This is a genomic window from Bradyrhizobium sp. OAE829, from assembly GCF_040546575.1.
Taxonomy (GTDB): Bacteria; Pseudomonadota; Alphaproteobacteria; order Rhizobiales; family Xanthobacteraceae; genus Bradyrhizobium.
On sequence record NZ_JBEPOE010000001.1, the window covers coordinates 5,196,386 to 5,221,057 of the forward strand.

General features: G+C 62.0%; 25 protein-coding genes and 1 pseudogene. 8 read left to right on the forward strand and 18 right to left on the reverse strand.

The window, feature by feature from the left end; translation table 11 throughout:
* Positions 1-68 precede the first annotated feature (68 nt).
* A complete protein-coding gene (locus ABIE49_RS24940) occupies positions 69-491 on the reverse strand; it encodes a hypothetical protein (protein WP_192737034.1) in 423 nt (140 codons plus the stop codon).
* A gap of 295 nt (positions 492-786) precedes the next feature.
* A complete protein-coding gene (locus ABIE49_RS24945) occupies positions 787-1,677 on the reverse strand; it encodes a VOC family protein (RefSeq protein ID WP_192737035.1) in 891 nt (296 codons plus the stop codon).
* Between the two features lie 261 nt (positions 1,678-1,938).
* On the opposite strand from ABIE49_RS24945, the gene ABIE49_RS24950 reads away from it, so the two are divergent.
* A complete protein-coding gene (locus ABIE49_RS24950; protein WP_192737036.1) occupies positions 1,939-2,790 on the forward strand; it encodes a metal-dependent phosphohydrolase in 852 nt (283 codons plus the stop codon).
* Between the two features lie 39 nt (positions 2,791-2,829).
* On the opposite strand, the gene ABIE49_RS24955 is transcribed toward ABIE49_RS24950, so the two are convergent.
* From ABIE49_RS24955 to ABIE49_RS24965, 3 genes are all read right to left on the reverse strand, one after another.
* The gene (locus tag ABIE49_RS24955; RefSeq protein WP_192737037.1) at positions 2,830-3,120 is read right to left on the reverse strand and encodes a hypothetical protein; all 291 of its coding nucleotides are present in this window, start codon (positions 3,118-3,120) and stop codon (positions 2,830-2,832) included.
* A 178-nt stretch (positions 3,121-3,298) separates the two neighbouring features.
* A complete protein-coding gene (locus tag ABIE49_RS24960) occupies positions 3,299-3,781 on the reverse strand; it encodes a CinA family protein (protein ID WP_192737038.1) in 483 nt (160 codons plus the stop codon).
* Between the two features lie 6 nt (positions 3,782-3,787).
* Positions 3,788-4,768 (reverse strand): MBL fold metallo-hydrolase, encoded by a 981-nt coding sequence (locus tag ABIE49_RS24965; protein WP_192737039.1) that lies wholly within the window; start codon positions 4,766-4,768, stop codon positions 3,788-3,790.
* Positions 4,769-4,939: 171 nt separating this feature from the next.
* On the opposite strand from ABIE49_RS24965, the gene ABIE49_RS24970 reads away from it, so the two are divergent.
* The 3 genes from ABIE49_RS24970 to ABIE49_RS24980 all read left to right on the forward strand — a co-directional run bounded on the left by ABIE49_RS24970 (position 4,940) and on the right by ABIE49_RS24980 (position 7,618).
* Complete coding sequence (locus ABIE49_RS24970) at positions 4,940-6,025, forward strand: amidohydrolase family protein (protein ID WP_192737040.1); 1,086 nt, start codon at positions 4,940-4,942, stop codon at positions 6,023-6,025.
* On the forward strand, positions 6,022-7,125 hold the full coding sequence (locus ABIE49_RS24975; RefSeq protein ID WP_192737041.1) for an amidohydrolase family protein: 1,104 nt from the start codon (positions 6,022-6,024) through the stop codon (positions 7,123-7,125). Before ABIE49_RS24970 ends, ABIE49_RS24975 begins: the two co-directional genes overlap by 4 nt.
* Before the next feature lie 79 nt (positions 7,126-7,204).
* Entirely contained in the window at positions 7,205-7,618 is a 414-nt protein-coding gene (locus ABIE49_RS24980; protein WP_192737042.1) for a Rieske (2Fe-2S) protein, read from the forward strand.
* A 39-nt stretch (positions 7,619-7,657) separates the two neighbouring features.
* On the opposite strand, the gene ABIE49_RS24985 is transcribed toward ABIE49_RS24980, so the two are convergent.
* From ABIE49_RS24985 to ABIE49_RS25000, 4 genes are all read right to left on the reverse strand, one after another.
* Positions 7,658-7,954 carry an HU family DNA-binding protein gene (locus ABIE49_RS24985; RefSeq protein ID WP_192737043.1) on the reverse strand — a complete coding sequence of 99 codons (297 nt, stop codon included), beginning with the start codon at positions 7,952-7,954 and terminating at the stop codon, positions 7,658-7,660.
* Positions 7,955-8,292: 338 nt separating this feature from the next.
* On the reverse strand, positions 8,293-8,583 hold the full coding sequence (locus ABIE49_RS24990) for a hypothetical protein (RefSeq protein WP_192737044.1): 291 nt from the start codon (positions 8,581-8,583) through the stop codon (positions 8,293-8,295).
* A gap of 87 nt (positions 8,584-8,670) precedes the next feature.
* Positions 8,671-9,453 carry an HpcH/HpaI aldolase family protein gene (locus ABIE49_RS24995; RefSeq protein ID WP_192737045.1) on the reverse strand — a complete coding sequence of 261 codons (783 nt, stop codon included), beginning with the start codon at positions 9,451-9,453 and terminating at the stop codon, positions 8,671-8,673.
* A gap of 56 nt (positions 9,454-9,509) precedes the next feature.
* On the reverse strand, positions 9,510-10,205 hold the full coding sequence (locus tag ABIE49_RS25000; protein ID WP_192737046.1) for an SDR family oxidoreductase: 696 nt from the start codon (positions 10,203-10,205) through the stop codon (positions 9,510-9,512).
* Between the two features lie 770 nt (positions 10,206-10,975).
* Here ABIE49_RS25000 and ABIE49_RS25005 point away from each other — a divergent pair.
* Positions 10,976-12,574 (forward strand): multicopper oxidase domain-containing protein, encoded by a 1,599-nt coding sequence (locus ABIE49_RS25005; protein ID WP_354066970.1) that lies wholly within the window; start codon positions 10,976-10,978, stop codon positions 12,572-12,574.
* A gap of 17 nt (positions 12,575-12,591) precedes the next feature.
* Positions 12,592-12,783, forward strand: a complete 192-nt coding sequence (locus ABIE49_RS25010; RefSeq protein ID WP_354066971.1) for a multicopper oxidase domain-containing protein — start codon at positions 12,592-12,594, stop codon at positions 12,781-12,783.
* A 700-nt stretch (positions 12,784-13,483) separates the two neighbouring features.
* On the opposite strand, the gene ABIE49_RS25015 is transcribed toward ABIE49_RS25010, so the two are convergent.
* The 8 genes from ABIE49_RS25015 to ABIE49_RS25050 all read right to left on the reverse strand — a co-directional run bounded on the left by ABIE49_RS25015 (position 13,484) and on the right by ABIE49_RS25050 (position 22,669).
* Entirely contained in the window at positions 13,484-14,989 is a 1,506-nt protein-coding gene (locus ABIE49_RS25015) for an FAD-dependent monooxygenase (protein WP_192737047.1), read from the reverse strand.
* A gap of 208 nt (positions 14,990-15,197) precedes the next feature.
* Entirely contained in the window at positions 15,198-15,773 is a 576-nt protein-coding gene (locus ABIE49_RS25020) for a histidine phosphatase family protein (RefSeq protein WP_192737048.1), read from the reverse strand.
* 777 nt (positions 15,774-16,550) lie between these two features.
* Entirely contained in the window at positions 16,551-17,657 is a 1,107-nt protein-coding gene (gene tcuB, locus ABIE49_RS25025; protein ID WP_192737049.1) for a tricarballylate utilization 4Fe-4S protein TcuB, read from the reverse strand.
* Positions 17,658-17,744: 87 nt separating this feature from the next.
* Entirely contained in the window at positions 17,745-18,773 is a 1,029-nt protein-coding gene (locus ABIE49_RS25030) for an alpha/beta hydrolase (protein ID WP_192737050.1), read from the reverse strand.
* A 27-nt stretch (positions 18,774-18,800) separates the two neighbouring features.
* The gene (gene tcuA / locus ABIE49_RS25035; protein ID WP_192737051.1) at positions 18,801-20,201 is read right to left on the reverse strand and encodes an FAD-dependent tricarballylate dehydrogenase TcuA; all 1,401 of its coding nucleotides are present in this window, start codon (positions 20,199-20,201) and stop codon (positions 18,801-18,803) included.
* Positions 20,202-20,315: 114 nt separating this feature from the next.
* The gene (locus ABIE49_RS25040) at positions 20,316-20,768 is read right to left on the reverse strand and encodes an MFS transporter (protein ID WP_354066972.1); all 453 of its coding nucleotides are present in this window, start codon (positions 20,766-20,768) and stop codon (positions 20,316-20,318) included.
* Positions 20,672-21,619 (reverse strand): tricarballylate/proton symporter TcuC, encoded by a 948-nt coding sequence (tcuC, locus tag ABIE49_RS25045; RefSeq protein ID WP_354066973.1) that lies wholly within the window; start codon positions 21,617-21,619, stop codon positions 20,672-20,674. Before tcuC ends, ABIE49_RS25040 begins: the two co-directional genes overlap by 97 nt.
* A gap of 150 nt (positions 21,620-21,769) precedes the next feature.
* Positions 21,770-22,669, reverse strand: coding sequence for a transcriptional regulator GcvA (locus ABIE49_RS25050; RefSeq protein WP_192737052.1), 900 nt, complete (start codon positions 22,667-22,669; stop codon positions 21,770-21,772).
* Between the two features lie 117 nt (positions 22,670-22,786).
* Here ABIE49_RS25050 and ABIE49_RS25055 point away from each other — a divergent pair, with 117 nt between their 5' ends.
* Positions 22,787-22,990: a DUF1127 domain-containing protein gene (locus tag ABIE49_RS25055; RefSeq protein WP_192737053.1), complete on the forward strand. Its 204-nt coding sequence runs from the start codon at positions 22,787-22,789 to the stop codon at positions 22,988-22,990.
* A gap of 69 nt (positions 22,991-23,059) precedes the next feature.
* Positions 23,060-23,677, forward strand: a complete 618-nt coding sequence (locus ABIE49_RS25060; protein WP_192737054.1) for a GNAT family N-acetyltransferase — start codon at positions 23,060-23,062, stop codon at positions 23,675-23,677.
* 66 nt (positions 23,678-23,743) lie between these two features.
* On the opposite strand, the pseudogene ABIE49_RS25065 reads toward ABIE49_RS25060, so the two are convergent.
* Positions 23,744-24,584: pseudogene (locus ABIE49_RS25065) on the reverse strand (oxidoreductase).
* Positions 24,585-24,672: the final 88 nt, after the last annotated feature.

Genomic DNA, 24,672 nt, shown 5'->3' on the forward strand with positions numbered 1-24,672 from the left:
ACTTTGCCTAACCACGGAAGCCTGTGGTTATGGGTCCCTGCGTTCGCAGGGACGACGTTGATAGTTGATCAATAACAGCGCGTGATGTTGATGGTCGTCTGGCCGTTGCGCCCGGGAACCGTGACGGGCTCCGAGGAGCAGCTTGACACATAGGGCCGGTCGGACGGCACAACGTTCGGCGGATAGCGATGCGCCCAATCCCAGGGCACGTCATAGGTGTAGGTGTAACGGATATCGCGCGTGGTGGACTGCGGCGCCTCGACCACGGTCTCGCCATTCGAGGGCGAATAGTAATAGCCGCCGCCTCCCGGCCAGTAGGTCCCGACATTGTGCCGGCGGTGGTGTCCGAAACCGTGGACGGCCGGCGAATGGGGACCCGAACGCACGCCACCCGGCGCTGTTCCTGATCTGGCGAATGTATCGCCTGCGGCAAGCAAAAGCGCGGCTGCGCTGAGAGACGCGACAAGCGCCGAATGCATTCTATACGCCATGGCACATACCAATCGTTGGTTTCCAGGCGGCTCCCCCAAGCCGCTCCCTGATCTACGCTAGGTCGGGCATTTCGCGCCCGCAAACGCATACTTAATGATTGGTTAAGATGTAACGTTAATAGGGCCGTCTTTCGAGGGGCCATAGCCCGTCCAAGCCAAATACACCGCCGTCGTCCCGGCGAAAGCCGGGACCCATAACCACAGGCGCACGTGTGGCGCGACAGCCGTCGAACAGCGTCTCTCAAAATATGGGCCGCGGCGTATGGATCCCGGCCTTCGCCGGGACGACGTCAAATTACCGCCTGTCATATTCGTCAGGTCCCATCGCCCAGGCCCATTGTTCGTGGCCGGGCGCGTAGGTGCGGTTGGTTTCCGCCGGGTTGCGGTTGACCAGCGGCCGCATGAACATCGGGTGGGTGGCGCTGCGCACCTCGTGCTCGACCGTGAACAGATGCTTGCCGCTATCGAGGTCGACGATGTCCTTGAAGCGGTACTGGTACGGGTTGTCTTCCTGCGAGACCAGATTGCGCTCCAGGAGCTTGCGGTAGGGGCCCGAGAAATTCGTGATGTAGATCTGCACGTGGTGGCCGTCGAATGCCGGCTGCGGTCGGTCGGTCTCGCGGAATTGCAGATATTGATCCTTGCCGACCTTGACGCGCGCTGTGGTGCCGTCGCCGTTTTTGAGTTCGGCCGGCATCCCCATGATCTCGGGGTAGAAGCCGCAAATGGCTTTCGCTGACCCGACCGGCACGTCGAATTCGACATAGGGAATGCCGAGCGTGATGCGGCCGAAGCGCGCGGCGTCCGGCTCATAGCAGCGCACGCGATTGCCCCAGGGGCAGATCGCCTCGACATAATCATTGTGTTCGCGATACGCGAATTTGGTGCCTTCGAGCTTTTTGGCGACCGACGCCAGCCGTTCGAGCAGCGCCTCACGGCCTGAGATCACGATGCCGGTATGGCCGCGCAGCACCTGTGCCTCACCATCAGGCAAATGAAACTGGCTCTTGCCGACATTCACCCACATGTTGCTGTCCGACACCATCAGATAGGGATCGCGCGTCAGTCCAAGCCCGGTGACATAGAACAACGTCGCCAGCCGCTGATCGGGCACGAAGACATTGACGTGTTCGAAATGGATCGAGTTGCCGAGGTCTTCTGCGGCGCGGTCGAACGGCTGTTGCATGGCTGCGATCCCCCGAGGTTCCAGCGGATTATAGTCAGGCGCGGTGCCATGATCCAGCCGTCGCCGCGACGAGCAGGTATCTTCCTCGAGCGCATCACGGGCATCGCCGATCAGACATTTCAAAGGGTGCGGCGGATATAGCCAGCCGGGCGTGCAGGAATTGGTGTTAGGATAGCCTCGATACGTGAGCGATCGGAAAGCCGGGACGCTGCGGCGAAGGCCGTCGTCGCGGCGCGACCACAGACGGGAGCGGGTGCCGAGATGATCACAATCCCCCAACTGACCGCGCAAGCGCTGGGTTCGTTCCTGTCACGGGAAACCGAGGGACGGTTCGGCTCCTCGCATTCCGATTTGACGAAACTGCTGCCTTTTGCCGCGAAGCTGGCCTTGGAGTGCATCGGCAACAGCGATGCGCTGTATCACAACATCGAACACACCATGCTGGTGACGCTGGTGGGCCACGACATCCTGGTCGGCCGCGCGCTGGCGCGCCACACCACGGCCGACGATTACGCCAACTTCATCATGGCCTGCCTCGCCCATGATATCGGATATGTCCGCGGTGTCGTCCAGGGCGACGAGGATGATGCCTTTGTTGCTGATCTCAGCGGCCGCAAGATCCATCTGCCGGTTGGATCGTCCGACGCCGCGCTCGCGCCCTACCATGTCGACCGCTCGAAGCTGTTCGTGATCGAGCGGCTCGATACCATGGAGGAAGTCGACGCGGCCCGGATTTCCCGGGCCATCGAATATACCCGCTTCCCGTACGCGACGATTCCGAACGACGGTGATGACCTCAACGAGGAGGAGGGATTGCTGCTGCGCGCGGCCGATCTGATCGGCCAACTCGGCGACCCCAACTACATGCGCAAGTCGAATGCGCTGTTTTACGAATTCGAGGAAATCGGAATGAACAAGACGCTGGGCTACGCCACGCCCGCCGACATCGTCTATCGATTTCCGCAGTTTTATTGGACCAACGTCGCGCCGCAGATCCAGCTTGCGATCCGCTATCTCAACGTCACCTCCAGCGGCCGGCAATGGATCGCCAACCTGCACAGCAACGTCTTCCGGGCGGAGCGGGAAGTGAACCTGTCCGGACCGCAGCGCTAGAACTGGTTCGCGCTTGCGGTCCGAACCGTAAGTTCAACGTCATTGCAACATCGTTGACGGGCGTTGGAGGGCTTCCTGCAGCGCCGAGCGATCCTTGGCGGCTTCCGCCAGTCCTTCGCCGATCTGACTGCGATTGATGCCCATGTCCCTCAGCTCCCGGTCGGCAAGGTATCGCAGGATGACGAGATTGGCCTGTTGCTCGCGCTGGGCAATCAGCTTTGCGATATAGCCATTGATCATGTGGCCAAGCCAGGCCTGCCATGACCTCAAAGTGCTGCGCATCGCGCCGGTCGTGACAAAAGTACTGGACGTATGGTTTAGCATCGACATGTTGTTTCTCCTTCGAAACGGTGAACACCCCCTTTCGCAGCAACAACATGCACCACGTGCGCTTCCATGACTTTCAGGGAAGCACGATTTGTTCTTTTGTTTAGCTTGAGACGGCCTTGATCTTGGTCAATTGGACCCGCGATGTGTGAAGCAGTTCACAATTGGCGCGTCGCTTCGCCTACTTCGACACATTCTCCAGCAGCAGGCCTAGCGCCGTGGCCGCAAACTTCTGCATGTTCGCCTGCCGGTCCGAACTTCCCGTCTCGAGCGTGAACACCGCATTCTGCGGGCCCGCGACCGCCATGCAGCTGTGGCCGGCGGCGTCGCCGTAGCGGTTGCCGGTCGGTCCCGTGGCGCCGGTCTCGGACAGGCCCCAGTCGGTGGCAAAGCGCTGGCGCACCTGGCTCGCCAGCAGTTTGGCATAGGGCTCCGACGCCGAGCGGAGGCCCTTCATCGCCTCATCGGAAATGTCCATCAGGATGCGCCGTGCGTCGCGGGTGTAGACCACGCCGCCGCCGAGGAAATAGGCGGATGCGCCGGGCACCGACAGCAGCGCCGCCGAGATCAGTCCGCCGGTGGAGGATTCCGCGATCGCGATGGTCTGTTTGCGCTCGATCAGTCTGGCGGCGACCTTCTCGGCGATCTCAACGAGTTCTTTCATGTTCCCTCAGCTCCGGCGCAGCATGCGCTTCAGCAACGACTTCTTGTCGGGCTTGTCCGCCAGCGAATGATAGACGACGCGAATGAAGTTCTTGGAGGCGAGCTCCGTCGGCGCCCATTTCTTGTCGAGATCGGCGAACGGTTTGGTGGCCAGCACGTCGTCTTCGCTCTTGCCTTCCTTCACCAGCTTCGCCATGCGGTCCCGCGCGGTGACCAGCATGGCGCGATACTCGGTCAGAGCCGCCTTGTCGGCGATCGGGCCGTGGCCCGGCACGATGCGGCTCTTGGCGTTGGTCATCTTGAGATAGGCGTTGGCCGCCGCGATCATGCCCTTGATGTTGCCGCCATTGGCGAAGTCGATGTTGGGATAGCGGCCATTGGTGAAGGTGTCGCCGGTCGACAGCACATTGGCGGTCTTGAACCACACATAGGTGTCGCCGTCGGTATGGGCGTGGGCGATGTGCCTGAGGTCGGCGACGCGGCCGGGAAGCCGGATCTTGAGCGTCCCGCCGGCATAGGTCTTCTTCGGCAGCGCGCCGGCTGCGGCCGGCGGCGTCTTGACGCCGGTCAGGCCGTTGGTGGTTCCCTCCGCCAGGCGAATCTTGACGTTGACGTCGGAGACGATGGTGACGCCGTCCTTGGCGAAGGCTTCATTCCCGCCGGTGTGGTCGCCGTGATAATGCGTGTTGACAAGATACTTGATCGGCAGGTTCGAGATGGTCGATATCGCGGCCTTGATCTTGTCGTGCAGCGGCGCGAACTGGCCGTCGACCATGATGATGCCGGTTTTGCCGACCGCCACGGTGATGTTCCCGCCCTGACCCTCGAGCATGTAGACGTTGTCGCCGAGATCGGTGGTCTTGATCTCGACCTTGGAGAAATCGACCGGCGGGGGTGCGGCAGGCGGGGCAGGGGGAGCTGTCTGCGCGGCTACCGCGCCAGCCAGCAAAAGGGTGATGGCAACCGCCGTGCTTCCAGTCCGAATCATCAAAATCTCCTAAGGGCCGACCCATGTTTTCCTAGCACAGGGGGCTAGCGTTTGCCGAGTTGCGGCGCACCGACCAGCCTGCTTGAATGCGGCCAAAGAACCAAGCGGCGCGGCTTACAAGATGCCGTGAGACCGCGTCGGCGCACGAGGAAACATGCCCGAGGAAACGTCATGACGTCACCGATCGCAGGCGGCGTGGATTGCGACCTGCATCCCGCCGTGCCCCATCTGACCAGCCTGCTGCCGTATATGAACGACTACTGGCGCGACCAGGTGACGACGCGCGGCATGACCGATCTGGTGTCGCAATCCTACCCGGCCAATTCGCCGATCAGCGCGCGCCCCGATTGGCGCCCGGCGCAGGGCAAGCCGGGCTCCAGCCTCGGCGACATGCAAAAGCAGGCGCTCGATCGGTTTCAGGTCAGCTACGGCATCTGCAATCCGTTGTACGGCGTGCAGATGGTGTTTTCCGAGGACATGCAGGACGCTTTCTGCCGCGCGCTGAACGACTGGCTGGTGCAAGAGTGGCTCGACAAGGATTCCCGCCTGCGCGGCTCGATCGTGATCCCGACCCAGAGCGTGGAAAAATCAGTCGCCGAGATCGAGCGCTGTGCCAAAGACCCGCGTTTCGTTCAGGTGCTGATGCTTGTGATGGGCGACATGCCGCTCGGCAAGCGCGCCTATTGGCCGATCTATGCCGCCGCCGAGCGGCTCGGGCTGGCCGTCGGCATCCACGCCGGCTCCGCCTATCACAACCCGCCGACCTCGGTCGGCTGGGGTTCCTATCATGTCGAGGATTACGTTGCCCAGGCGCAGGCGTTCCAGACCCAGTTGACCAGCCTGATCGTCGAGGGCGTGTTCGCCCGGCATCCGAAGCTGAAGATGGTGATGCTGGAAAGTGGCTTCACCTGGCTGCCGTCATATCTGTGGCGGCTGCACAAGTTCTGGCGCGGGGTGCGGATGGAAACGCCCTGGGTCGACCGCGCGCCGCTGGAAATTGTGCGCAGCAACATCCGCTTTTCGCTGCAGCCGGTCGACGCGCCACCGGATCCCGCCACGTTAAATCGCCTGTTCGACCATATGCAGTCGGACGAATTGCTCCTATTCTCGACCGACTATCCGCACTGGCAATTCGACGGCGACGAGGTGCTGCCGGAGGGGATTTCGGAAGGTCTTGTTCGCAAGATCATGATCGATAATCCGCACGCGACCTATCCTCGTCTCACGCAGCCCGCGATCAAGGAGGCAACGCCATGAACGTGCAGTTTCGCCCCGAACCGGCCGCTTCCGCGAGCGTCAGGACCGCGATCGCCGATTGCGACATCCATCCCGCGCGCGCCACCGGGACCGAGCTTTATCCGTTCCTGGCAAAGCGCTGGCATTCGCATCTGGAGACCTACGGCAAGCACGCCTATCAAGGCATGATGGAAGGCCCGCCCTATCCGAAGGCGCAACCGAATGCCTCGCGCCGCGACGCCTATCCGCCGGAAGGCGGCAAACAAGGCTCCTCGCTGTCCTTCATGCAGAAGCAGCTGCTCGATCCCTACAATGTCGCGCTCGGCGTGCTCAATCCGCTCGACACCGGGCAGGGCCTGCGCAACCACGATCTCAGCGCGGCGCTGGCGACCGCGATCAACGATTGGCAGATCGAGAAATGGACCAGCAAGGATTCCCGTCTGAAGGGCTCGATCGTCGTCGGCAATGAAGACGGCCCCACGGCCGCCGCCGAGATCCGCAAGCGCGCCGGTGACAAGAATTTCGTGCAGGTGCTGCTGCTCAGCCGCAATGTCGAGCCGCTCGGCCAGCGCCGCTACTGGCCGATCTATGAGGCGGCGCAGGAGATCGGCCTTCCTGTCGGCGTCCATGCCTTCGGCTTCGGCGGCAATCCCATCACCGCGTCCGGCTGGCCGAGCTTTTACATCGAGGAGATGGTCGGCCATTCGCAATGCCAGCAGACCGCGCTCGCGAGCCTCGTGCTCGAGGGCGTGTTCGAGCGCTATCCGAAACTGAAGATGGTGATGATCGAGGCCGGCTTCGGCTGGGCGCCGTCGCTTTCCTGGCGGCTGGACAAGAGTTTCGACCGGCTGCGCAGCGAGGTGCCGCATCTGAAGCGCCGTCCGTCGGAATATATCCGCGATCACATCTGGTGGACCACGCAGCCGATGGAAGATCCGGAACGCCGCGAGCATCTGTTCGAGCTGATCGAATGGATCGGCTGGGACAAACTGCTGTTCGCCACCGACTACCCGCATTGGGATTTCGACGAGCCCTCGCGCGTGCTGCCCCCCGGCGTCAGCGACGCCAACAAGCAGGCGTTCTACCTCGACAATGCGAAGAAGCTGTACGGGATCGCATGATCAGGAAAAGCATGCCCTCGGGCCACGACCCGAGGGGTGGGAACCGGTTTTCCGAAAAAGATCATGCGTAGGAAATAATATGGCTCGACACGTCATTGCCCCGGTGGATGAACTTCCGCCGGGCACGCGAAAATTCCTCACCATCGACGAGCGGCCGATCGCGATCTTCAACGTCAAGGGCGAGTTTTTCGGCCTGTTGAACCGCTGCCCACATCAGGGGGCGGCGCTATGCGAAGGCCCGCTGATCGGGCTCGCCACATCTTCGGACCCCGGCGAGATCGAGTACACCAAATTGGGCGAGATTATCCGCTGCCCCTGGCACGGCTGGGAATTCGATATCCGCACCGGCCAGTCCTACTGCGACCCCAAACGCTTCCGCGTCAAAGCCTATCCCGTCAATGTCGAGCCGGGCACCAGCGTGGTGAAGGGGCCGTATGTGGCGGAGACGATCGCGGTATCGGTCGAGAGCGACTACGTGGTGGTCGATCTGTAGCGGCCGCCGTTCCGGTGAACGCCGGCCGCTTCGCCATCCCTAGACAGCGTCTTTGGCAACCTTCAGCGGCGACGCTTTGACCGATTTGCTGGCCGGCTTGGCCGCGAATTCCATCGGCTCTTTCGTGAACGGATTGATGCCGCTGCGGGCTTCAGTTGCCGGCTTGTTCACGACGGACATTTTGACGAAGCCGGGAATGACGAACTCACCGGATTCATTCAGCTCCTTGTAGCCGACGGTGGCCATCTGCTCGATGACGGCCTTGACGTCATTCTTGGAAAGCTGCGTTCCCTCTGCGATTGCATCGATCAACTGAGTCTTGGTCATCTTGGCCATTGAAAATTACCTTTCTGTGTGGGGGAGAACGGATTGAAGCGCACGCGCTACGCTGGTTGCATAACCCGGTCTGGAGCGCGGCAAGGCCACGCAAATCGCTTCCCGTTCATGGCTGCGGTCATGAAGCTACCGGGCTTAAAACCTATCGAGGCCCAAAACGCAAGGCGTAGATCGGCCTGTGGGGAACCGCTTTTCGAATCGATCGGCACCTGCAGGAGGCTTGTATCGTTGCGGCGCATCCGGCCTCCTGTGAGGTTACGCGCCGCTGGGCCTGCCCTGATCATCTTGCAATGACACAACAAATCCCTTCAGCCGCGATGAGGGATGCAGGCGGCAGCTCAGCCCTGGCTTCGAGCTATGTGCCGGCCATCGACATGAATGTTCAATCGCTTGTTGAAAAATCCGGAGGAAAAAATCTCCACAACGCGGTTGGCCTCGCTCGTTTTCAACGCGCCGCGCAGCAAGGCCTTGCGGTTGTAAAGCGACACACCGGTGGCTGAATCGACCAGCTGCCCGTCGATGTGCAACTTCAAAATCATCAATCCGGCTTTCTCCATATCCGGGACCGCGCTGCATGCGATCTGATGTCCTTCAAAGGTCGTCGTCACTTCCTCGGTAAACACACCCATTGATTGATCTGCTTTGTCCCGTTGCCCACCGAAATTGGCGGAGTTCGTCGAGTTGCGGCGGGCCGTCCCGCAACGTCGCCATCGCCGCTATGTCTTCAACGTCCCCTGCAGCAGCTTGATGCCGTCGGCGAGCGCGCGCTGCATCAAGAGCGTGTCGACCCCATAGGCGATCATGCGAAAGCCTTTGGCGCGGAAATCACGCGCCCACTTCGCGTCGCCGGCGAGGAATCCTGGTGTCTTGCCGTGTTTCTCGCAGGCCTTGACCAGTCTATCGACAGCGCTGTGGAATTTCGGGTTGTCGAACTGCCCCGGGATGCCCATGAAGTTCGTCAGATCGTAGTGGCCGAGCCAGACCACGTCGACGCCGTCGATCGCGGCGATCGCGTCGACGTTCTCGATTCCCTTGGCGGTCTCCACCAGTGCGATCACCATGGTGCGCGCGTTCGCCTCGGCGATCTTGTCGGTCTCGGCGCCGCCGGCATAGTCATCATGCGCCGCGACATTGAACGCGGCGCCGCGACGCCCGATGGGTGGATATTTCGTGCAACCAACGATCGCCCCGGCCTGCTCCGGCGTTTCGACCATCGGCACCATGATGCCCATCGCGCCGATATCGAGCGCGCGGGCGATGTGATGGTAGTCGCCGGAGGGGACGCGCACCAGCGGCACCAGGTCGAGCCCGCGGCAGAACGCGAACTGCGCTTTCATGGTTTCGAAGCCGACGCCCGAATGCTCCATGTCGTAGAGGATGAATTCGGCGCCGGCCTCGCGGCAGATTGAGGGATAGCCGGGCGTGAAGAACTCGAATGTCATCGTTCCGAACGCGCAGCCGCCGGCCGCAAGCCGTGGTTTTATGGGGTTTGGACGCAACGGATTTCTCCCCGATGTGTTCACGCGCAGGCGGCGCCGGAGTGGACGCACGTTCGTCAAACCGAGCGTGTCAGGCCTCCGTCGACCCGCAGGTTCTGACCAGTAATGTAGGCCGCACCCTCGGACGCAAGGAAGGCGATCGTGGCCGCTATTTCCTCACTCGTACCGTATCGCTGCATCGGCACGGATGACCGGCGCTCCTCGGTGGCCGGCAAGCTGTCGATCCAGCCCGGAAGCACGTTGTTCATCCGCACGCCGTCAGCCGCGTACTCGTCCGCGAAGATTTTTGTGAATGCTGCCAGTCCGGCTCTGAAGACGGCCGATGTGGGAAACATCGAACTTGGCTCGAAGGCCCACGCAGTCGAGATGTTGATGATCGCGCCGCCACGTTGCTGGACCATGATCGGCGTCACGATGCGCGTCGGCCGGATCACATTCAGCAGGTAGGTGTCCATGCCTTTCAGCCATTGCTCGTCGGTGATCTTGAGAATCTTGTCGCGAGGGCCGTGTCCCGCGCTATTCACAAGCACGTCGACGCGGCCCCACGTCGAGACGACAGTATCCACGAGCCGTTTCAGATCGTCGTTCGATTGATTGGAGCCGGTGACCCCGATCCCGCCAAGCTCGTTCGCGATCGCTTCGCCCTTCCCGGAGGACGAAAGGATCGCGATCTTGTAACCGTCTTGCGCGAGACGCCGCGCGGCTGCGGCGCCCATGCCGCTTCCTCCTGCCGTAACGATGGCAACCTTCATCGTGCATACCTTCGGTCGATTTCGAGAAATCAATCATGGCTGATCATGCAAGCTGCTGCAATGCCTGCATCTTGCCCTGAGCCCTTGCCGCCACCGCTCCGATATCAGTTCTGACTCAAAGCGGACGTTCGGCTGGATTTCTCAGGGAGACAAGATAATCCGACCACCAGCGCCGGGCCTCCCATATGATGACCCCCGTTTCCCCGAGTTGAGCCATCTCCTCGTGTGTGGAATTTTGAATAGTGGTCAATATTGACCAGTCACATCGGATCCAGAAGCGCATGCTGCTTCCATCATGGCCCCAGTCATGGCAGCGGTTGGTGACAGCGAGTCAGTAACGCTCGGGCCATGGAAGCATTGTGCTCCTCGTCCAGAATGTCTTGACCGGTATTGAGCGCCCGCGCGGATCTCGTTGAGGTCGAAAAGCAGGGTGATTCCGAAGTCTTTGTTTGATCGGGTTTTCTTATCTTTAGCTCAGGCGGAGATCGCATATGCAGGCAACGATACTTGCGAAACTCCGCGAATGGTCCATCCTTATAACCGCACTTTGTATTGCTCTTGGCGGAATCTTGTACGCAGCTTCTTTCTCATCAACACCGCCGGAATCGCTGGCGGTCGCGCCCACCGCCGCCAGTTCTCAGCCGCAGGCGTCTTCAGTTGCTTCCAAGAATTCCGCGGCGGCGCCACAAAGTCCGGCCGCGGTCCCAGCACCAGCGGACTCGGCGACGCCAAACCGTCCCCCGGCGTCGTCCGGACCGACGGCACACCAGATGCATGGCCACGCACCAACGCAGCCGTCGAGCGCTCCCGCGCGCACGGCTGTTGCGACGAACGCTCCTCCGACGCAACCCGTTACTTCCACATCACCCCCAACACCGGCTGGCGGGACAGCCGTCGACGGCGATGCGGCGACAGGCCGCCAGGTCTACCGAAAATGCCAAGCCTGCCACTCGCTGGAGGTCGGCAAGAACGCCCTTGGCCCGAGCCTCGCCGGCATCATTGGCAAGAAGTCCGGCGAGGTGCCCAACTACAATTATTCGCCTGCGATGAAGGCTGCCAATTTGACTTGGGACGCAGCGACACTCGACGCCTATCTGCTTGATCCATCAAAGCTGGTTCCGCAGAACAAAATGCCGTTCGCGGGATTGAAGACCGTGAACGAGCGCAAGGATGTGATCGCCTATCTGGTTGCGGCCGCGTCTCCGGCCGGCGCGCCGGCTGTTGCGCAGCGTTCGCCCTCGCCGGCGGCTGCGCCGGCGCAACCGTCAGCCTCGGGCGAACAGCGCGCTTCTGTTTATTTGCCGGAGGCCCGCTACACCCTGCGTACCGGCATTGCAGAAGGGCGGAAGGTCTATCTCGGCGTCGGCGGCACCATCGACGGACAAGTCAATCCGCTTCTTTCAGCCGCGGAGGGACAGACGGTGCAGATCATCCTGATCAACGGAGAAGGGGCCGAGCACGACATCGTATTTCCGGAACAGAATGCAAGGTCGTCACGTATATTTAGCCCCGGCGCAAGCACAGCGTTCGCGTTCCGCGCCACGCGCGCCGGAGATTTCACCTACTTGTGTAGCGTTCCAGGTCACGAGTTGGCGGGCATGCGCGGACAACTCGTCGTCACGCCGCTTCCGCCCGATCAGGTGCTGGTCGAAGCCGACATCTCGAGGAAATCGACCGAGGTTCCACCGCCGGTCGGCCAACGTCCGCCGCAGACAGTGCAAGTCGAACTCAACGCAGTCGAACTCGAAGGCCGCCTCGCGGAAGGGACTACGTTCGGCTATTGGACGTTCAACGGCCGCGTTCCCGGGCCGATGCTGCGCGTTCGCGTCGGCGACACCGTGGATGTGCGCGTCAAGAATTCCGCTGACAGTACGATGGTTCATTCGGTCGACTTCCATGCGACCACCGGACCCGGGGGCGGAGCCGCTTCCACACAAGTCGATCCCGGGGCGGAGAAATCATTCAAATTCAAAGCGCTTATTCCGGGACTGTACGTCTACCACTGCGCCACGCCAATGGTGGCCCATCATATCGCCAACGGGATGTATGGTCTCATGCTGGTCGAGCCCGAAGGCGGACTGCCGGCGGTGGATCGCGAGTTCTACGTTATGCAGGGCGAGATCTATACTGAGGCGCCGTTCGGCCATCGCGGCAGTCAGGAATTCAGTGTTGAAAAATTGCTGAACGAGCGGCCGGAATATTTCGTTTTCAACGGTTCGGTGGGGGCGCTTTCAAAATTGCATCCGCTGGAGGCCAAGGTCGGTGAAACCGTTCGAATCTATTTCGGCGTCGGCGACCCAACTACACGTCCTCCTTCCATGTCATCGGTGAAATTTTCGACCGAGTCTACAATCTCGGCGGCTTGCTAAGCGAGCCATTGCGCGGCGTGCAGACCGTCACCGTTCCTGCGGGTGGTGCAGTCATCACGGAATTCAAGGTCGATGTTCCCGGCAACTATATGCTGGTTGATCATGCTCTGTCGCGCGCCGAGCGCGGCCTGGTCGGCATGTTGCATGTTGAAGGGCCACCCAACCCGGAAATTTTCGACGGCAAAATCGAACCCGGGACGGGCCATTGAGACCGATGGCTGCGCGACTTGGGTCAACCATGCCATTTAGCTGATGATCGAAATCCTGCTGGCGCCTTGATCGCGCAGCGCGACGCGGCAGACACCGTCGTTTATATTCAAAGCCGGGCAACTCTCCGCCGCATTTCGCACTCAGCCTTCGTTTGCAGAGGAACTTATGCGCTGTTGTGGACGATATACTCAAAGGAAGAAAACCAGATGAAGCTCAAATTCGCACTTCTCGCGCTGGCCACTTTAGCTGGCGCTGCGCTTTCGACCGGAACCGCTTCGGGTATTCCGCTCGCCCCCTTGGGAAAGCTCCAGCCTTCGAATATCGAAAGTGTTGCAGTGGTCTGCGGTGCACGCGGCTGCGTTCGCACAGCGCCCGTGTATCGGCGAGGAGCCTACGTCGTCCGCCGCCCGTATGTACGTCGCGGTTATGGATATCATCGGGGCTATCGTCGCTACTAATCTTGAAAGGTGGCTTCGGCCCTCTTTTTCTTACCAGGAGCTAACGAGGCCGCCGCCTCTCGGCTTCCTTTATCATGTCGGCTCTTGGTACTTTTGAGACACGCCGAGGCTCCGCGATTGTGTCAGCTTTTGGGATGAGATGAGCCGCAAGCGGTCAAAGCGTCGAAAATGCCAAAGCTGAATTGGTGACGTCCGCGGCCAGCCCGCAGATCAGCAAGCGGCCGCGGGAGAACTAGTGCGGCTACGCTGCGGCAGGTGGTCCGAACCAGATGGCCAGCGCGTCAGCGAGTCCCATCTGGGTAGAATCCCCCACCCAGGCCACATATCCGTCGGGCCGGATCAGCACGGCGTCGGGAGCCGTGACCGCGCCGAGTGCCGGAAGCTCCCACGCGCCATCATATTTGGCGTTGATCAGCTGCACCCGATCCGCCCATGGCGTGATGTCCAGGCTGCCGGGCTCGGCGAGATTGAGCAGCACCGGCCGGGCACCGTGCAGCAGGGTGAATAGCCGCAGCGGGCCGTCCTCGGTGATCAGGTCGAGATCGGGCATGCGGCGTCCGAGCAGTTTGTGTCCCTCGCCGAGATCGTAATGAATACCGAGACCCGACATGTCAGCGGCGAACCGCTTGCGCGGCCCGTCCATGCGCATCAGTTCGGACACGGCCTCGCCCAAGGCTTTGGTGCGGTCGTCGGTGCGGAGCAGCGCGACTTGCGCCATCGTGTTGCGCAACGCGAGCGCGGCGACCGGGTGCCGCTCGGCATGGTAGGTGTCGAGCAGGCTTTCCGGCGCCGTCTGCTTGATCACCTGCGCCAGCTTCCAGCCGAGGTTCACCGCATCCTGCACACCGAGGTTGAGGCCCTGTCCGCCCGCCGGGTAATGCACATGTGCGGCGTCGCCGGCCAAAAGCACCCGTCTGTCGCGGTAGGACGCGGCCTGCCTTGTCATGTCGGTGAATCGCGAAATCCAGGTCGGACTGTGGATTCCGTAGTCAGTCCCGAAGATTTCGATCAGCGCCTCGCTGAGATCGCTCAAGGTCGGTTCGCCGGACCCGACGTTCCGTTCGGTCACCATGACCCGTAGCGGCCCCCCATCCAGGTAGACGATCTCGCCGTCGCGGATCTCGTAGTTCAACTTGCTGAAGCCATGCGCGCCAAATTCGTTGCGGTGGATGCCCAGTTTCGGCTGCTCGGTCACCTCGACCTCGGCGATCAAATTGCTGACGGTCGGATCCGATCCGGGGAATGCGATGCTGGCAACTTTTCGGATCAGGCTGCGTCCGCCGTCGCAGCCGACGAGATACCGCGCGCGCAGCGATGTACCGCCGGACAGCGCGACGTCCACGCCGCGGTCGTCCTGCGCGAAACCTGTCACCTCCGTTCCGCGATAGATCGGCACCCTCAGCTCAAGGGCCCACTCGGCCAGGATGCGCTCGATATGGTTCTGCCACAGCCCGAGCCCGTAATTGTGCCGGGTGGGAAAGTCGCTGATATCGAGCGGAACGTGGAAGTGCACCACCCCGAACGTCTGTCCCTCCGAGAGGAACCGGTCGGCGATGCCGCGCTGATCGAGGATCTCGATGGTTCGCGAATGCAGGCCGCCGGCGCGCGATCCCGCAAGTTCCTGGCTGGCCCGCCGTTCGACAATGGCGACGTCGACGCCCGCGAGCGCCAACTCGCCCGCCAGCATCAGCCCCGTTGGGCCGCCTCCGGCGATTACCACCGCATGCCCAGTCTTTGCCGCACCCATTTCGTCCCTCCGTCGCCATGGTTTCGGCTGGCGTTCTACGGGATGAAGGGGGTCTTGAAGCAAGCCCCTTGTGCGCTACATATCAGTGTGGGGAGGCTGGTATTCCGCTTTTTGCGGGCAGAAGCCCGCCATTCAAGCCATCATCGCGTTCAAAGCCGCCACCGGTTCGGGCAAGGCGCAAGCGGACGTCGACCGTTCATGCGCCGGGTCAGTATTCCATCGGACGCCATGGATGAAGTACCTGTCGCCCGTCCCGAGCGAACGTGAAGTAATGCCCGCCGCCGGCGGGTTGATCGTGCGTTCGATCAATCGCAAAACCGGAATAGTGGCAGAACAATAGGGTCCCTACAGCGCCGTGGCCCACGAACAGCACGTCGCCCGTTTGCTTTCGCGCCAGGACGTGTTCGACCTCGCGCGTGATCCGCAGTTGGGCGTCGACGGCCCGCTCCCACCCCCGGATGCTGACAAGGGGTTGCGCGAAAAACTGATCGGCAACCAATTCGAACTCTTCAGGTGGCAAGAAACCCGTAGCCGACCGATCGTTCTCGTGCATTGCCTCCTTCACTTCCACCGTGAGGTTCAATTCCCGGCCGATAATCTCGGCTGTTTCAATTGCCTTCAGCTCTGCGCTGGAGATGATCTGCGTTGTCTCCGATAGCCATCCAGCCTTCGCCAGCGCTTCGGTGCGCATTCTTCCGACCTCACTCAATCCCCATCTCGGAACAGGGAGAGACGGATCTATTTTCACCTGCGGATGGGTAAGGTAGCGTACGTGAGCGTTCATGATTTGGATGATGCGGCAACAAAGGCTTGTCCGCAACGGGCCTAACCGGGTCGGTCGGGGCAGAATGTCGTCGATCGGCCGACGAGGGCAGGTAACTTCCGATTTACGGAAGTCGTGTCAAGCCCCGAAATAAAAAATATTTCTGTTTACCAGAATGAAAATCAGAGGTATGTGTTTGGCCATCCCGTCCTGGTCAGAAGGGCGTCGGCCGTCGTCACGGACGTTGGGCGGGTTGCGGTGGACGCCTGTTTGCGCTTCGACGATGGGCGCAGGTGGGCGTACGGCAAAACCGTGTGGTCCTGGCGCCCGTTGCCGGCGTCAAGTTGTCGGAGAAGCGCAAGCGGAAACGGCAGCGACGGAGTCAACCAAGAACTCGTCTCCGGGGAGATCACGGCATAAGCCGTAAAGCCATTGCGCAGGGAAGGCCGGGTGTTCTCCGCTGCCCTGTATGCTCGTGTGCACTTTGTTTTGTGCAAACCGCACACGAGACCGCGGGTGCAGCGCGCACCCGATCTTCCCTGCGCCCTCTCATTGGAGGGCGGGAAGTTTCTGGCAAAGCTCGGGCGCAATGCGTCGCGAGATCGTCGAGGTGTGTGTCACACCCACAATTGTCGTCCCCGCGAAGGCGGGGACCCAGTATTCCAGAGACCGCAATGATTGAGCCGAGAAGCCGCGGCGTACTGGATCCCCCGCTTTCGCGGAGGATGACAGCAGAAATCACCGGGCCGACGCGTGGAGAGAGCTGAGAAGCGCAATGACGACGTCGGAGGTGCCGAGTCAAACATGCCCCATCATCCGCCGCTCCCGTGCATAACGCACCAGAGCGACGAAGCGATAGATGCCGTGCACGAATTTCCCATAAGGCATGGTGATGAACAGCGAGAACACCACGCCGAGATGCAGCGCCAGTAGCGGACCCATCGCCGGCGTTGCGCGCAAGAACAAGAGCGCCATGCCGGTCAGGCTGGTCAGGAACAGCATCACGATGAACGCGACATCCATGCCGAGGCGTTTTTCATCGACCAGCACAGGATCGCGCTTCCATTTTTCGAGGAGCAGTCCCACCGGTCCAATCAACAGCCCAATGCCCCCGAGCGTGCCCAGCACCACCGGCAGGTCCCACCACGGGTAGGGCGCCTGACGCGCCAGGAAATAATGATAGAGCGTCGCGACACTGGTCGAGGCAAAGCACAGCCCGAAACCGTAGAAGGTGAGGTGGTGATAGATCTTGCGGCGGTCGGTCGGGCGATCGTCCTCGTTGAAGCAGCCGACGCCGCCGCCGTCGAGATAACGCAGCTCGCCAGCGTCGCGGATCGCCTGCCAGATCGAGCCCGCATCGGCGCGCATGCCGATGGGCTCGCCGATATCGCGCCAGAACGCGCGCACGCCCATGACAAGCGCCACGATCGCATAGAGGAAGGCGGCGCCGAACAGCGCCGCCATCGCGTTGTGCGGCATCAACTTGTAGAACGCGCCCGGCCCGGTGTGGACGCCGAACAGCACTTGCCGGTCGTGGAAGGCGGCAAAGCCGAAGATGAAGGCGGCGACGCTGAGCGCGGCAACGATACTGATCACGAGGCCGTTGCTCGCGAAGGCGCCGGAAAAGGCGCGCGGCCAGACGTAAGCAGCATAGGACTCGTTCCGCGCGACGGCCAGCGTCTGCGGCACATTGACATTGAATTCATGCGGCGGCGAGAACTGGCAATCGGTGTAGCACGCGCCGCAGCTATGGCAGAGATTGGCGAGGTAATTGAGGTCGCCGTCGGAAAACGCGCGGCGCATCTCCATCGCCGGAAATACCGCGCAGAGCCCCTCGCAATAGCGGCAGGAATTGCAGACCGTCATCAGGCGGTCCGCCTCCTCCAGAATTCTAGTTCCGTGCATTGCGCGGTGCTCTTCTTGTCTGACGCGTTTTCTTCACGCGAACCGGTGGCCACTTCGCTTGAAAACGCTATGCTTTCGAAGCGTCCGTTACTTGGTGAGACCCTTGCCTTCGAGCCATTTCTGGATCAGGCCAGCTACCTCGGCGTTGTTCTTGTCCATCATCACCATGTGCGAATTCCCGTTGATGCCGGCCTTCGGCAGGTCGACGACATCAACGCTGCCGCCCGCGGCCTTGATGCCTTCCGCAAAGGCGACGCCGGTGGCGCGGATCTTCGGCCAGCGCGAGTCCTGCTCGATATAGTCGCCATAGACGATCAGCGTCGGAATGTTCTTGAGTACATCGACCTTGGCGGGATCGCCGACCCCGGCGGGCTCGATCGCGATCAGCGCCTTGACCTTGTCGGGCCGCGCCTGCGCCACCTTGAAGCCGAAGCTGCCGGCCTGGCTGTGGAACAGGATGATGGAGGGGCCGACGCGGTCGATCTCGGCGATATAGGCGGCAATGATCGCATCATCGGTGGTGGTCCAGCGTGGCACGTTCTGCTTGACGAAGTTCTCATAGCCGTCGTTCGGGAACTGATTGCCCGGCAGCAGCTTGCGCTTGGCCGGATCGGAATTGTAGGAACCGGCGCCGTCGCCGATGCGAAAGCGCTCGAACGGATTGGCTGTCGTGAGGAACACCGGTTCGCTCTTGAAGATGTCAGGATATTGCGCCCAGCCAGCGCGGCCGCGCTCGACCGCATCCGAATTGTAGACGGCCCAGCCCTTGCGCAGAAAATAGTTCAGCCAGCCTTCGCGTCCGTCCGGCGTGGTCTCATAGGTGACGCCGGTCAGCCCGCCGCCGTGCCACATCAGCAGCGGATAGGCTCCCTTCTCAACGGCGGGCAGAAAATACTGCACGTACATCTGTTCGACCTGGTAGGTGCCGTTCGGATCGACCTTGGCGGGCACGCCGCCCGGCGTAAACGTCACTTCCTTGACCGGCTTGCCGGAGATTTCGACCAAGCGGCCGCCGACATGGAACGAGCCCATGTCGCGCAGCGCGATCGGCTCGGCGGCGTTGGCCGCGCCCGTCATCAGAAGGGCTGCAATGGAAAGAAAAGCAAATCGCGACATGAACCCTCTCATGAGTCTTGGCGGCCGTTAGTTTTTCGCATTCTTCGCCGCTTCCCGTCCCGCCACCCGTCCGAACACGCTGCCGATGGTCATGCCGATGCCGGCGGCGTAGCCCTTGCCGAGCACGTTGCCGGCCATGATTTCGCCGGCGGCGAACATGTTGGCGGAAGGCTTGCCGTCCTTCATCAGCATGCGCGACTGCTTGTTCACGCGGGTGCCGAGATAGGTAAAGGTGATGCCGGGCCGCACCGGATAGGCGAGGTACGGCGCGGCCTCGATCTTGCGCGCCCAATGCGTTTTTTGCGGCGTGATGCCTTCGGTGCGGCAATCATCCAGGATGGTGTGGTCGAATGTGCCGGGCTGCACCGCGGCGTTGAAATCGGTGATGGTCTTTTCCAGTGCGACCGGGTCGAGCTCAAGCTTGGTTGCGAGTTCGGCGACGGTGTCGCCCGCGATCGGCGGGAACAGCGTCGGCATGAAGCTCGTCACCACGGCCGAATCGAAAATGATGTAGGCGATCTGGTCGGGCTGGGCCGCCACCAGCCGGCCCCAGATTGCGTAGCGCTTCGGCCAGATGTCCTCACCCTCGTCGTAGAAGCGCTGGGCGTGCTTGTTGACGACGATGCCGAACACGACCGAGTCGTGCCGCGTGATGATGCCGCCGTCGAATTTCGGCGCGCGGGCGTCGATCGCGACCGCATGGCATTGGGTGGGATCGCCGATGTCCTGCACACCCTTGGCCAGCAGCATTTTCAGGATCGAGCCGCGATTATAGGGCGTGCCGCGAATGAGAAAGTTGTCGGCGGCCTCGCCCCAATATTCCTTCAGCCATTCGATGTTGGCCTCAAACCCGCCGGCCGCGGCGACCAGCGCCGAGGCGCGGATTTCGGTGGCCCCGTCGATCGGCTGCTTCAGGTGAGCTGCCAGGAACATGCCGTCCTCGATGTGGAGATCAGCGACCTCGGCGTCATAGAGGATCTGGACGCCGAGTTGCTCGGCGGTCAGATAAAGCGCGTTCAGCATCGCGCGGCCGCCGCCGAGGAAGAACGAATTGGTGCGGCCGAGGCTGAGCGTGCCGCCGAGCGACGGCTGCCAGCGCACGCCCTGTTCGACGATCCAGTCCAGGATGTCCTTGGACTCCCGGATCATGAATTTTGCCAGCTCTTCGTCGGTCTCGCCGCCGGTCACCAGCAACAGATCCTGCCAGAATTCCTCCTCGGTGTAGGGCCCGGTGAGAATGGCGGTCGCGGCGTCATGGGCGCAGCGCATGTTGCGGGTGTGGCGGGTATTGCCGCCGCGATAGAATTTCGGCGCGCCCTCCAGCACCAGCACCGAGGCGCCGGCCCTGCGGGCGCTGATCGCGGCGCACAGCGCAGCGTTGCCGCCGCCGATCACCAGAACATCGAACCTGCGTTTCAAATCCACCATGCGCTCTTGTTATCGTTGTTTGCATGGAAATCAAATTGGCTGCCGCGCGACATGCGACAATGTCGGATACGGCGCGCATCGCGGAATGAACCGTCAGGGTTTCCCTGCAACGCTCTAGGCGGGGACGGCGTCGCGGGTCGCGATGGTTTCTCCGCCGCGATAGATGGCGAGCGCTGCGATGATGCCGAGCGCCGCGGCGCACATCAGCCAGTAGGCGGGGGATGCCTTGTCGCCGGTGTGATCGATCAGCCAGGTCGACGCAAATGGCGTAAACGTCCCGAACAGGCCCGCGGCGAGCGCAAAGGCCAGCGAGAAACAGGTGGTTCGGACATGCGCCGGCACCACCTCGACCAGCGCGCCCAGCATGGTGCCGCTGTAAACGCCGAAATAGAACGCGAACATCATTTCGACGGCGAGCATCTTGCCGAATGTGGGCGCCGCGATCAGCCAGTGCAGCGCCGGATAGGCGGTCACCAGGGACAGGCATGCAATCGCCAGCAATACCGGCTTGCGCCCGATCCGGTCGGACAGCGCGCCGCCGACCGGATTCCAGATGAAATTGGCCACAGCAGGGTGACGAGGAGGGCGTCCGGCGTGGACAGCTTCAGCACGGTCTTGCCGAAGGTCGGCGTGTAGACGGTGACGAAGTAGAAGGTCGTGGTGGTCAACACCGCCATCATCATGCCGAGAATGACGATGCGCCAGTTTGCCACCGCGGACGCGAACACTTCCGATGCGCTCGGATGCTTTTTCATGGCCAGGAACTCGGGTGTTTCTTCCAGCGTCCGCCGCAGCACGAAAATGAAGGGAATGATGAGGCAGCCGATGAAGAATGGAATGCGCCAGCCCCACGCCGCAACCGTTTCGGCCGGCATCACCTCGCTCAGCACATAGCCGAGGATCGCGGCGACAAAAATGGCGACCTGCTGGCTGGAAGATTGAAACGAGGTGTAGAAGCCCCTGTTGCCGGGGGTGGCGATCTCCGCCAGATAGACCGAGACGCCGCCGAGTTCGACGCCGGCGGAAAATCCCTGCAGCAACCGGCCAAGCAGCACGATGATTGGAGCGGCGATTCCGATCGTCTCATACCCCGGACAGAAGGCGATCACGACCGTCCCGATCGCCATGATCCCGAGCGTCACGATCAAACCCCGGCGCCGGCCGATGCGGTCGATATAGGCGCCGAGCACGATGGCGCCGACCGGGCGCATCAGCGCGCCGAGCCAGAACACCCCGAACGCATTCAGCAGCGCCGTCGTTTCGTTCTGGGCAGGAAAGAACGCCTTCGCGATGGCGCTGGCGTAAAATCCGAACAGGAAGAAATCGAACTGCTCGAGGAAGTTGCCGCTGGTTGCGCGCAGGATGGCGCCGACACGCGATTTGATTTGCGGTATTTCCGAACCACTTGCCTGCGCCATGACGCCGTCCTCCCGCTGTGTTGCCGCCAGCGCAAAAAGCCTCGTTGGCCGAGACAGTTAGCCTGCTTGATGCGACAATTTGGCACAGTTAAGCGTGGCGGCAACCCGCAAAACGTGGAAGGTGCCCTGAGAACGCGGAATGTCGGTCTTTCAGGGCTTGTTCTGTACCGAGGCAACCAGCCATTGCCGGAACGCCGACAATTTCGGCGGGTCCGTTCGTCCCGCGGGCGAGACCAGATAGAACCCGGCATCGGTCGGCAGCGTGATCTTGAAGGGCACGACGAGGCGACCCTTGGCGATGTCGTCCTCGACATAGGCCGAGCGGCCCATCGCGACGCCGAGGCCGTCGATCGCGGCCTGCACCGTCATGAAGATGAGATCGAAGGTCACGCCCGGCTGTTTGGAAAAGTCCGCCGGCAGGCCGGCCGCCGTCAGCCACAGCCGCCAGTCGTCGCTGTTGAAGTTGCTGGTATGCAGCAGCACGTGGTCGCGGAGGTCTTCGGGGCATTTCAGCGGCTTGCTGCCCTTCAAGAGATTTGGGCTGCATACCGGAAACAGCTCGTCCGCCATCAGCCAGTCGGCGCGCAATCCCGCCCACTGGCCGCGGCCGTAGCGGATCGCGGCATCGACATTGTCGCGCTGGAAGTCGACCAGATTGGTCGAGGTGGTGATGCGCACGTCGATCCCGGGATGCGCTTCCTGGAACGCGGAAAGGCGCGGCAGCAGCCATTTGGCGGCAAGCGAGGCCAGCGTCGAAACCGTCAGCACATGGTCGTCGTCCTTGCGCAGCAGCCGATCGGTGGCGAGCCGCAGGTCGTTGAAGGCGGCGCGGATGCCGGGCAGGTAATCCACCGCCTGCGGCGTCAGCGTCAGCGCCCGGTTCTGGCGCACGAACAGGCGGACGCCGAGCTCTTCTTCCAGCCGTTTGATCTGATGGCTGATCGCGGTCTGCGTGACGTTCAGCTCGGCCGCCGCCTGCGTGAAACTCAGATGCCGGGCGGCAGCCTCGAAGGCGCGCAACCCATTCAGCGACGGCAGCCTGGCGGTCATCTCCAGCACATCCTCGATATATGAGTTTTTATCATCCGAAGCGGTACAAAGTGTCGTTTGTGAAAGGCCTTGGTAGCGCAGATATTAGCGACAACAGATTAGAGATAGGAGCTTCAAATGTCTACTTTCACGCATGAATCGATGATAAATCATCATGGACAGAGCCTTTTCAGCCAGGTTGCCGAACTGATCCATGTCTGGCGGCAGCGTTCCGCGGCTCGCCGGGAACTGGCCAACTGGTCCGACCGGGAACTCCACGATATCGGCGTCTCCCACGGCGATGCCGTCTACGAAGCCTCAAAACCATTCTGGCGGGCCTAAAGGCAGCCAGGCCGGCGTCGCCTCATCAGGGGGACGCCGGCCATTCTTTTCGAGCGACGGGAGCGTGCGATGACGACGATGCGTTTCGACGATCTCAGGCAATATTCGGACGTGCTGCGCGCGCGCAGCGGCGCGGCCCTGACCGTGCGTTTCGTCGAGCCGCGCGATGCCGAGGCTTTGCAAAGCTATTTCCGCGCGCTGACGATCCGCTCCCGCTACAACCGCTTTCTCGGCGCCACGCGCGAACTGCCGCCGTCGGTGCTCGAGGATTTCATCCATATCGGCGAAGCTGACCGCTTCAGCGTGGTCGCGACCATGCTGGTCGATGGCCATGAGATCATCGTCGGCGAAGCCCGCTACGCGTTCGAGAACGGCAGCATCGAATTCGGCATGTCGGTTGACGACCGCTGGCAGGGCCACGGCATCGGCAAGGCGGTGTTGAAAAATCTCGAATGCCGCGCCGCTTCGTTTGGAGCTGACCGTTTGTTCGGCGACACCCTGCGTTCCAATGAGGCCATGATCGGCCTCGCCCGCAAGTCCAGCTACGCCTTCATGCCGACCCCCGGCGACTGGAAGCTGGTGCGCTTTGAAAAGCATATCGACGTCGAACCGCAAGACATCCCCTGTGCAAGCTGGCGTCTTGCCGCCCTCTCCCGCCAGGCCACTATGTCCTCGGTTGCGGTTTGACGAAACTAGGCCCGGTTCTGGCTAGCCAGAACCGGGCTATTTTTATGCCTCGGCGTTCGGCAACATTCACGCAGCCTCTTCAGTCCAGTCGGTCGAAGTCGAAACCTCGCGCCAGGCCGCGAGCTCCTTGGCGACAAAGGCGTTCTTGGCTTCGATCCGCTCCACCGTGTCGCTGCCGAGCGGCAGCCGCAGCGGCGGCGTCTTGGTGTTGGCAAGCCTGATGAAGGCCTGGCGCCAGCTTGCGGGGATCGCCGCGCTGGCCGTGGTTGACGTCATCAGCATGCGCGCGGGTCTTGCCGACGCTGTCGGCGTAATCCTCGATATGCTGCGCGGTGCGCGCCAGCGAGGATTCGTCGAGAAAATCGGTGCGGAAAAAACCTGGCTCCACCACGGTGACATCGATCCCGAGCGGCGCTACTTCGCCGGCCAGCGCTTCGGAAATGCCCTCGACCGCGAATTTGGTCGCGCCGTAGACGCCCCAGCCGGGAAAACCAGCGTAGCCGCCGACCGACGAGATGTTGATGACGTGGCCCGCGCGCTGCCGGCGCATATGCGGCAGCACCGCTCTGGTAACGCCGAGCAGGCCGAACACGTTTGTGCCGAACAGCTTTACCGTCTCCGCGGCGCTGGCTTCCTCGATCGCGCCCAAGAGGCCGTAGCCGGCGTTGTTGACCAGGATATCGATGCGGCCGAACTTGCGAACCGCCGCGCCCGCGGCCTCGTGGGCCTCGGCCTCGCTGGTGACGTCGAGGCGGGTCGCCAATAAACGCTCATGCGAACCGAGCCGGGCGGTGACGGTGGAGGGGTCGCGGGCAGTCGCAACCACCGCATCGCCCGCTTTCAAAGCGGCTTCCGCGATCAAAGCGCCAAACCCCCGGGAAGCTCCCGTGATGAACCAGACACGCATGTTCTTAGCCCTTTTCGTTGCTGCCCAGCGCTCTCGCCGGGCTGATGGGCAAGCAATAGCGGCTGGCCATAAGTGAGATAATCCGCTA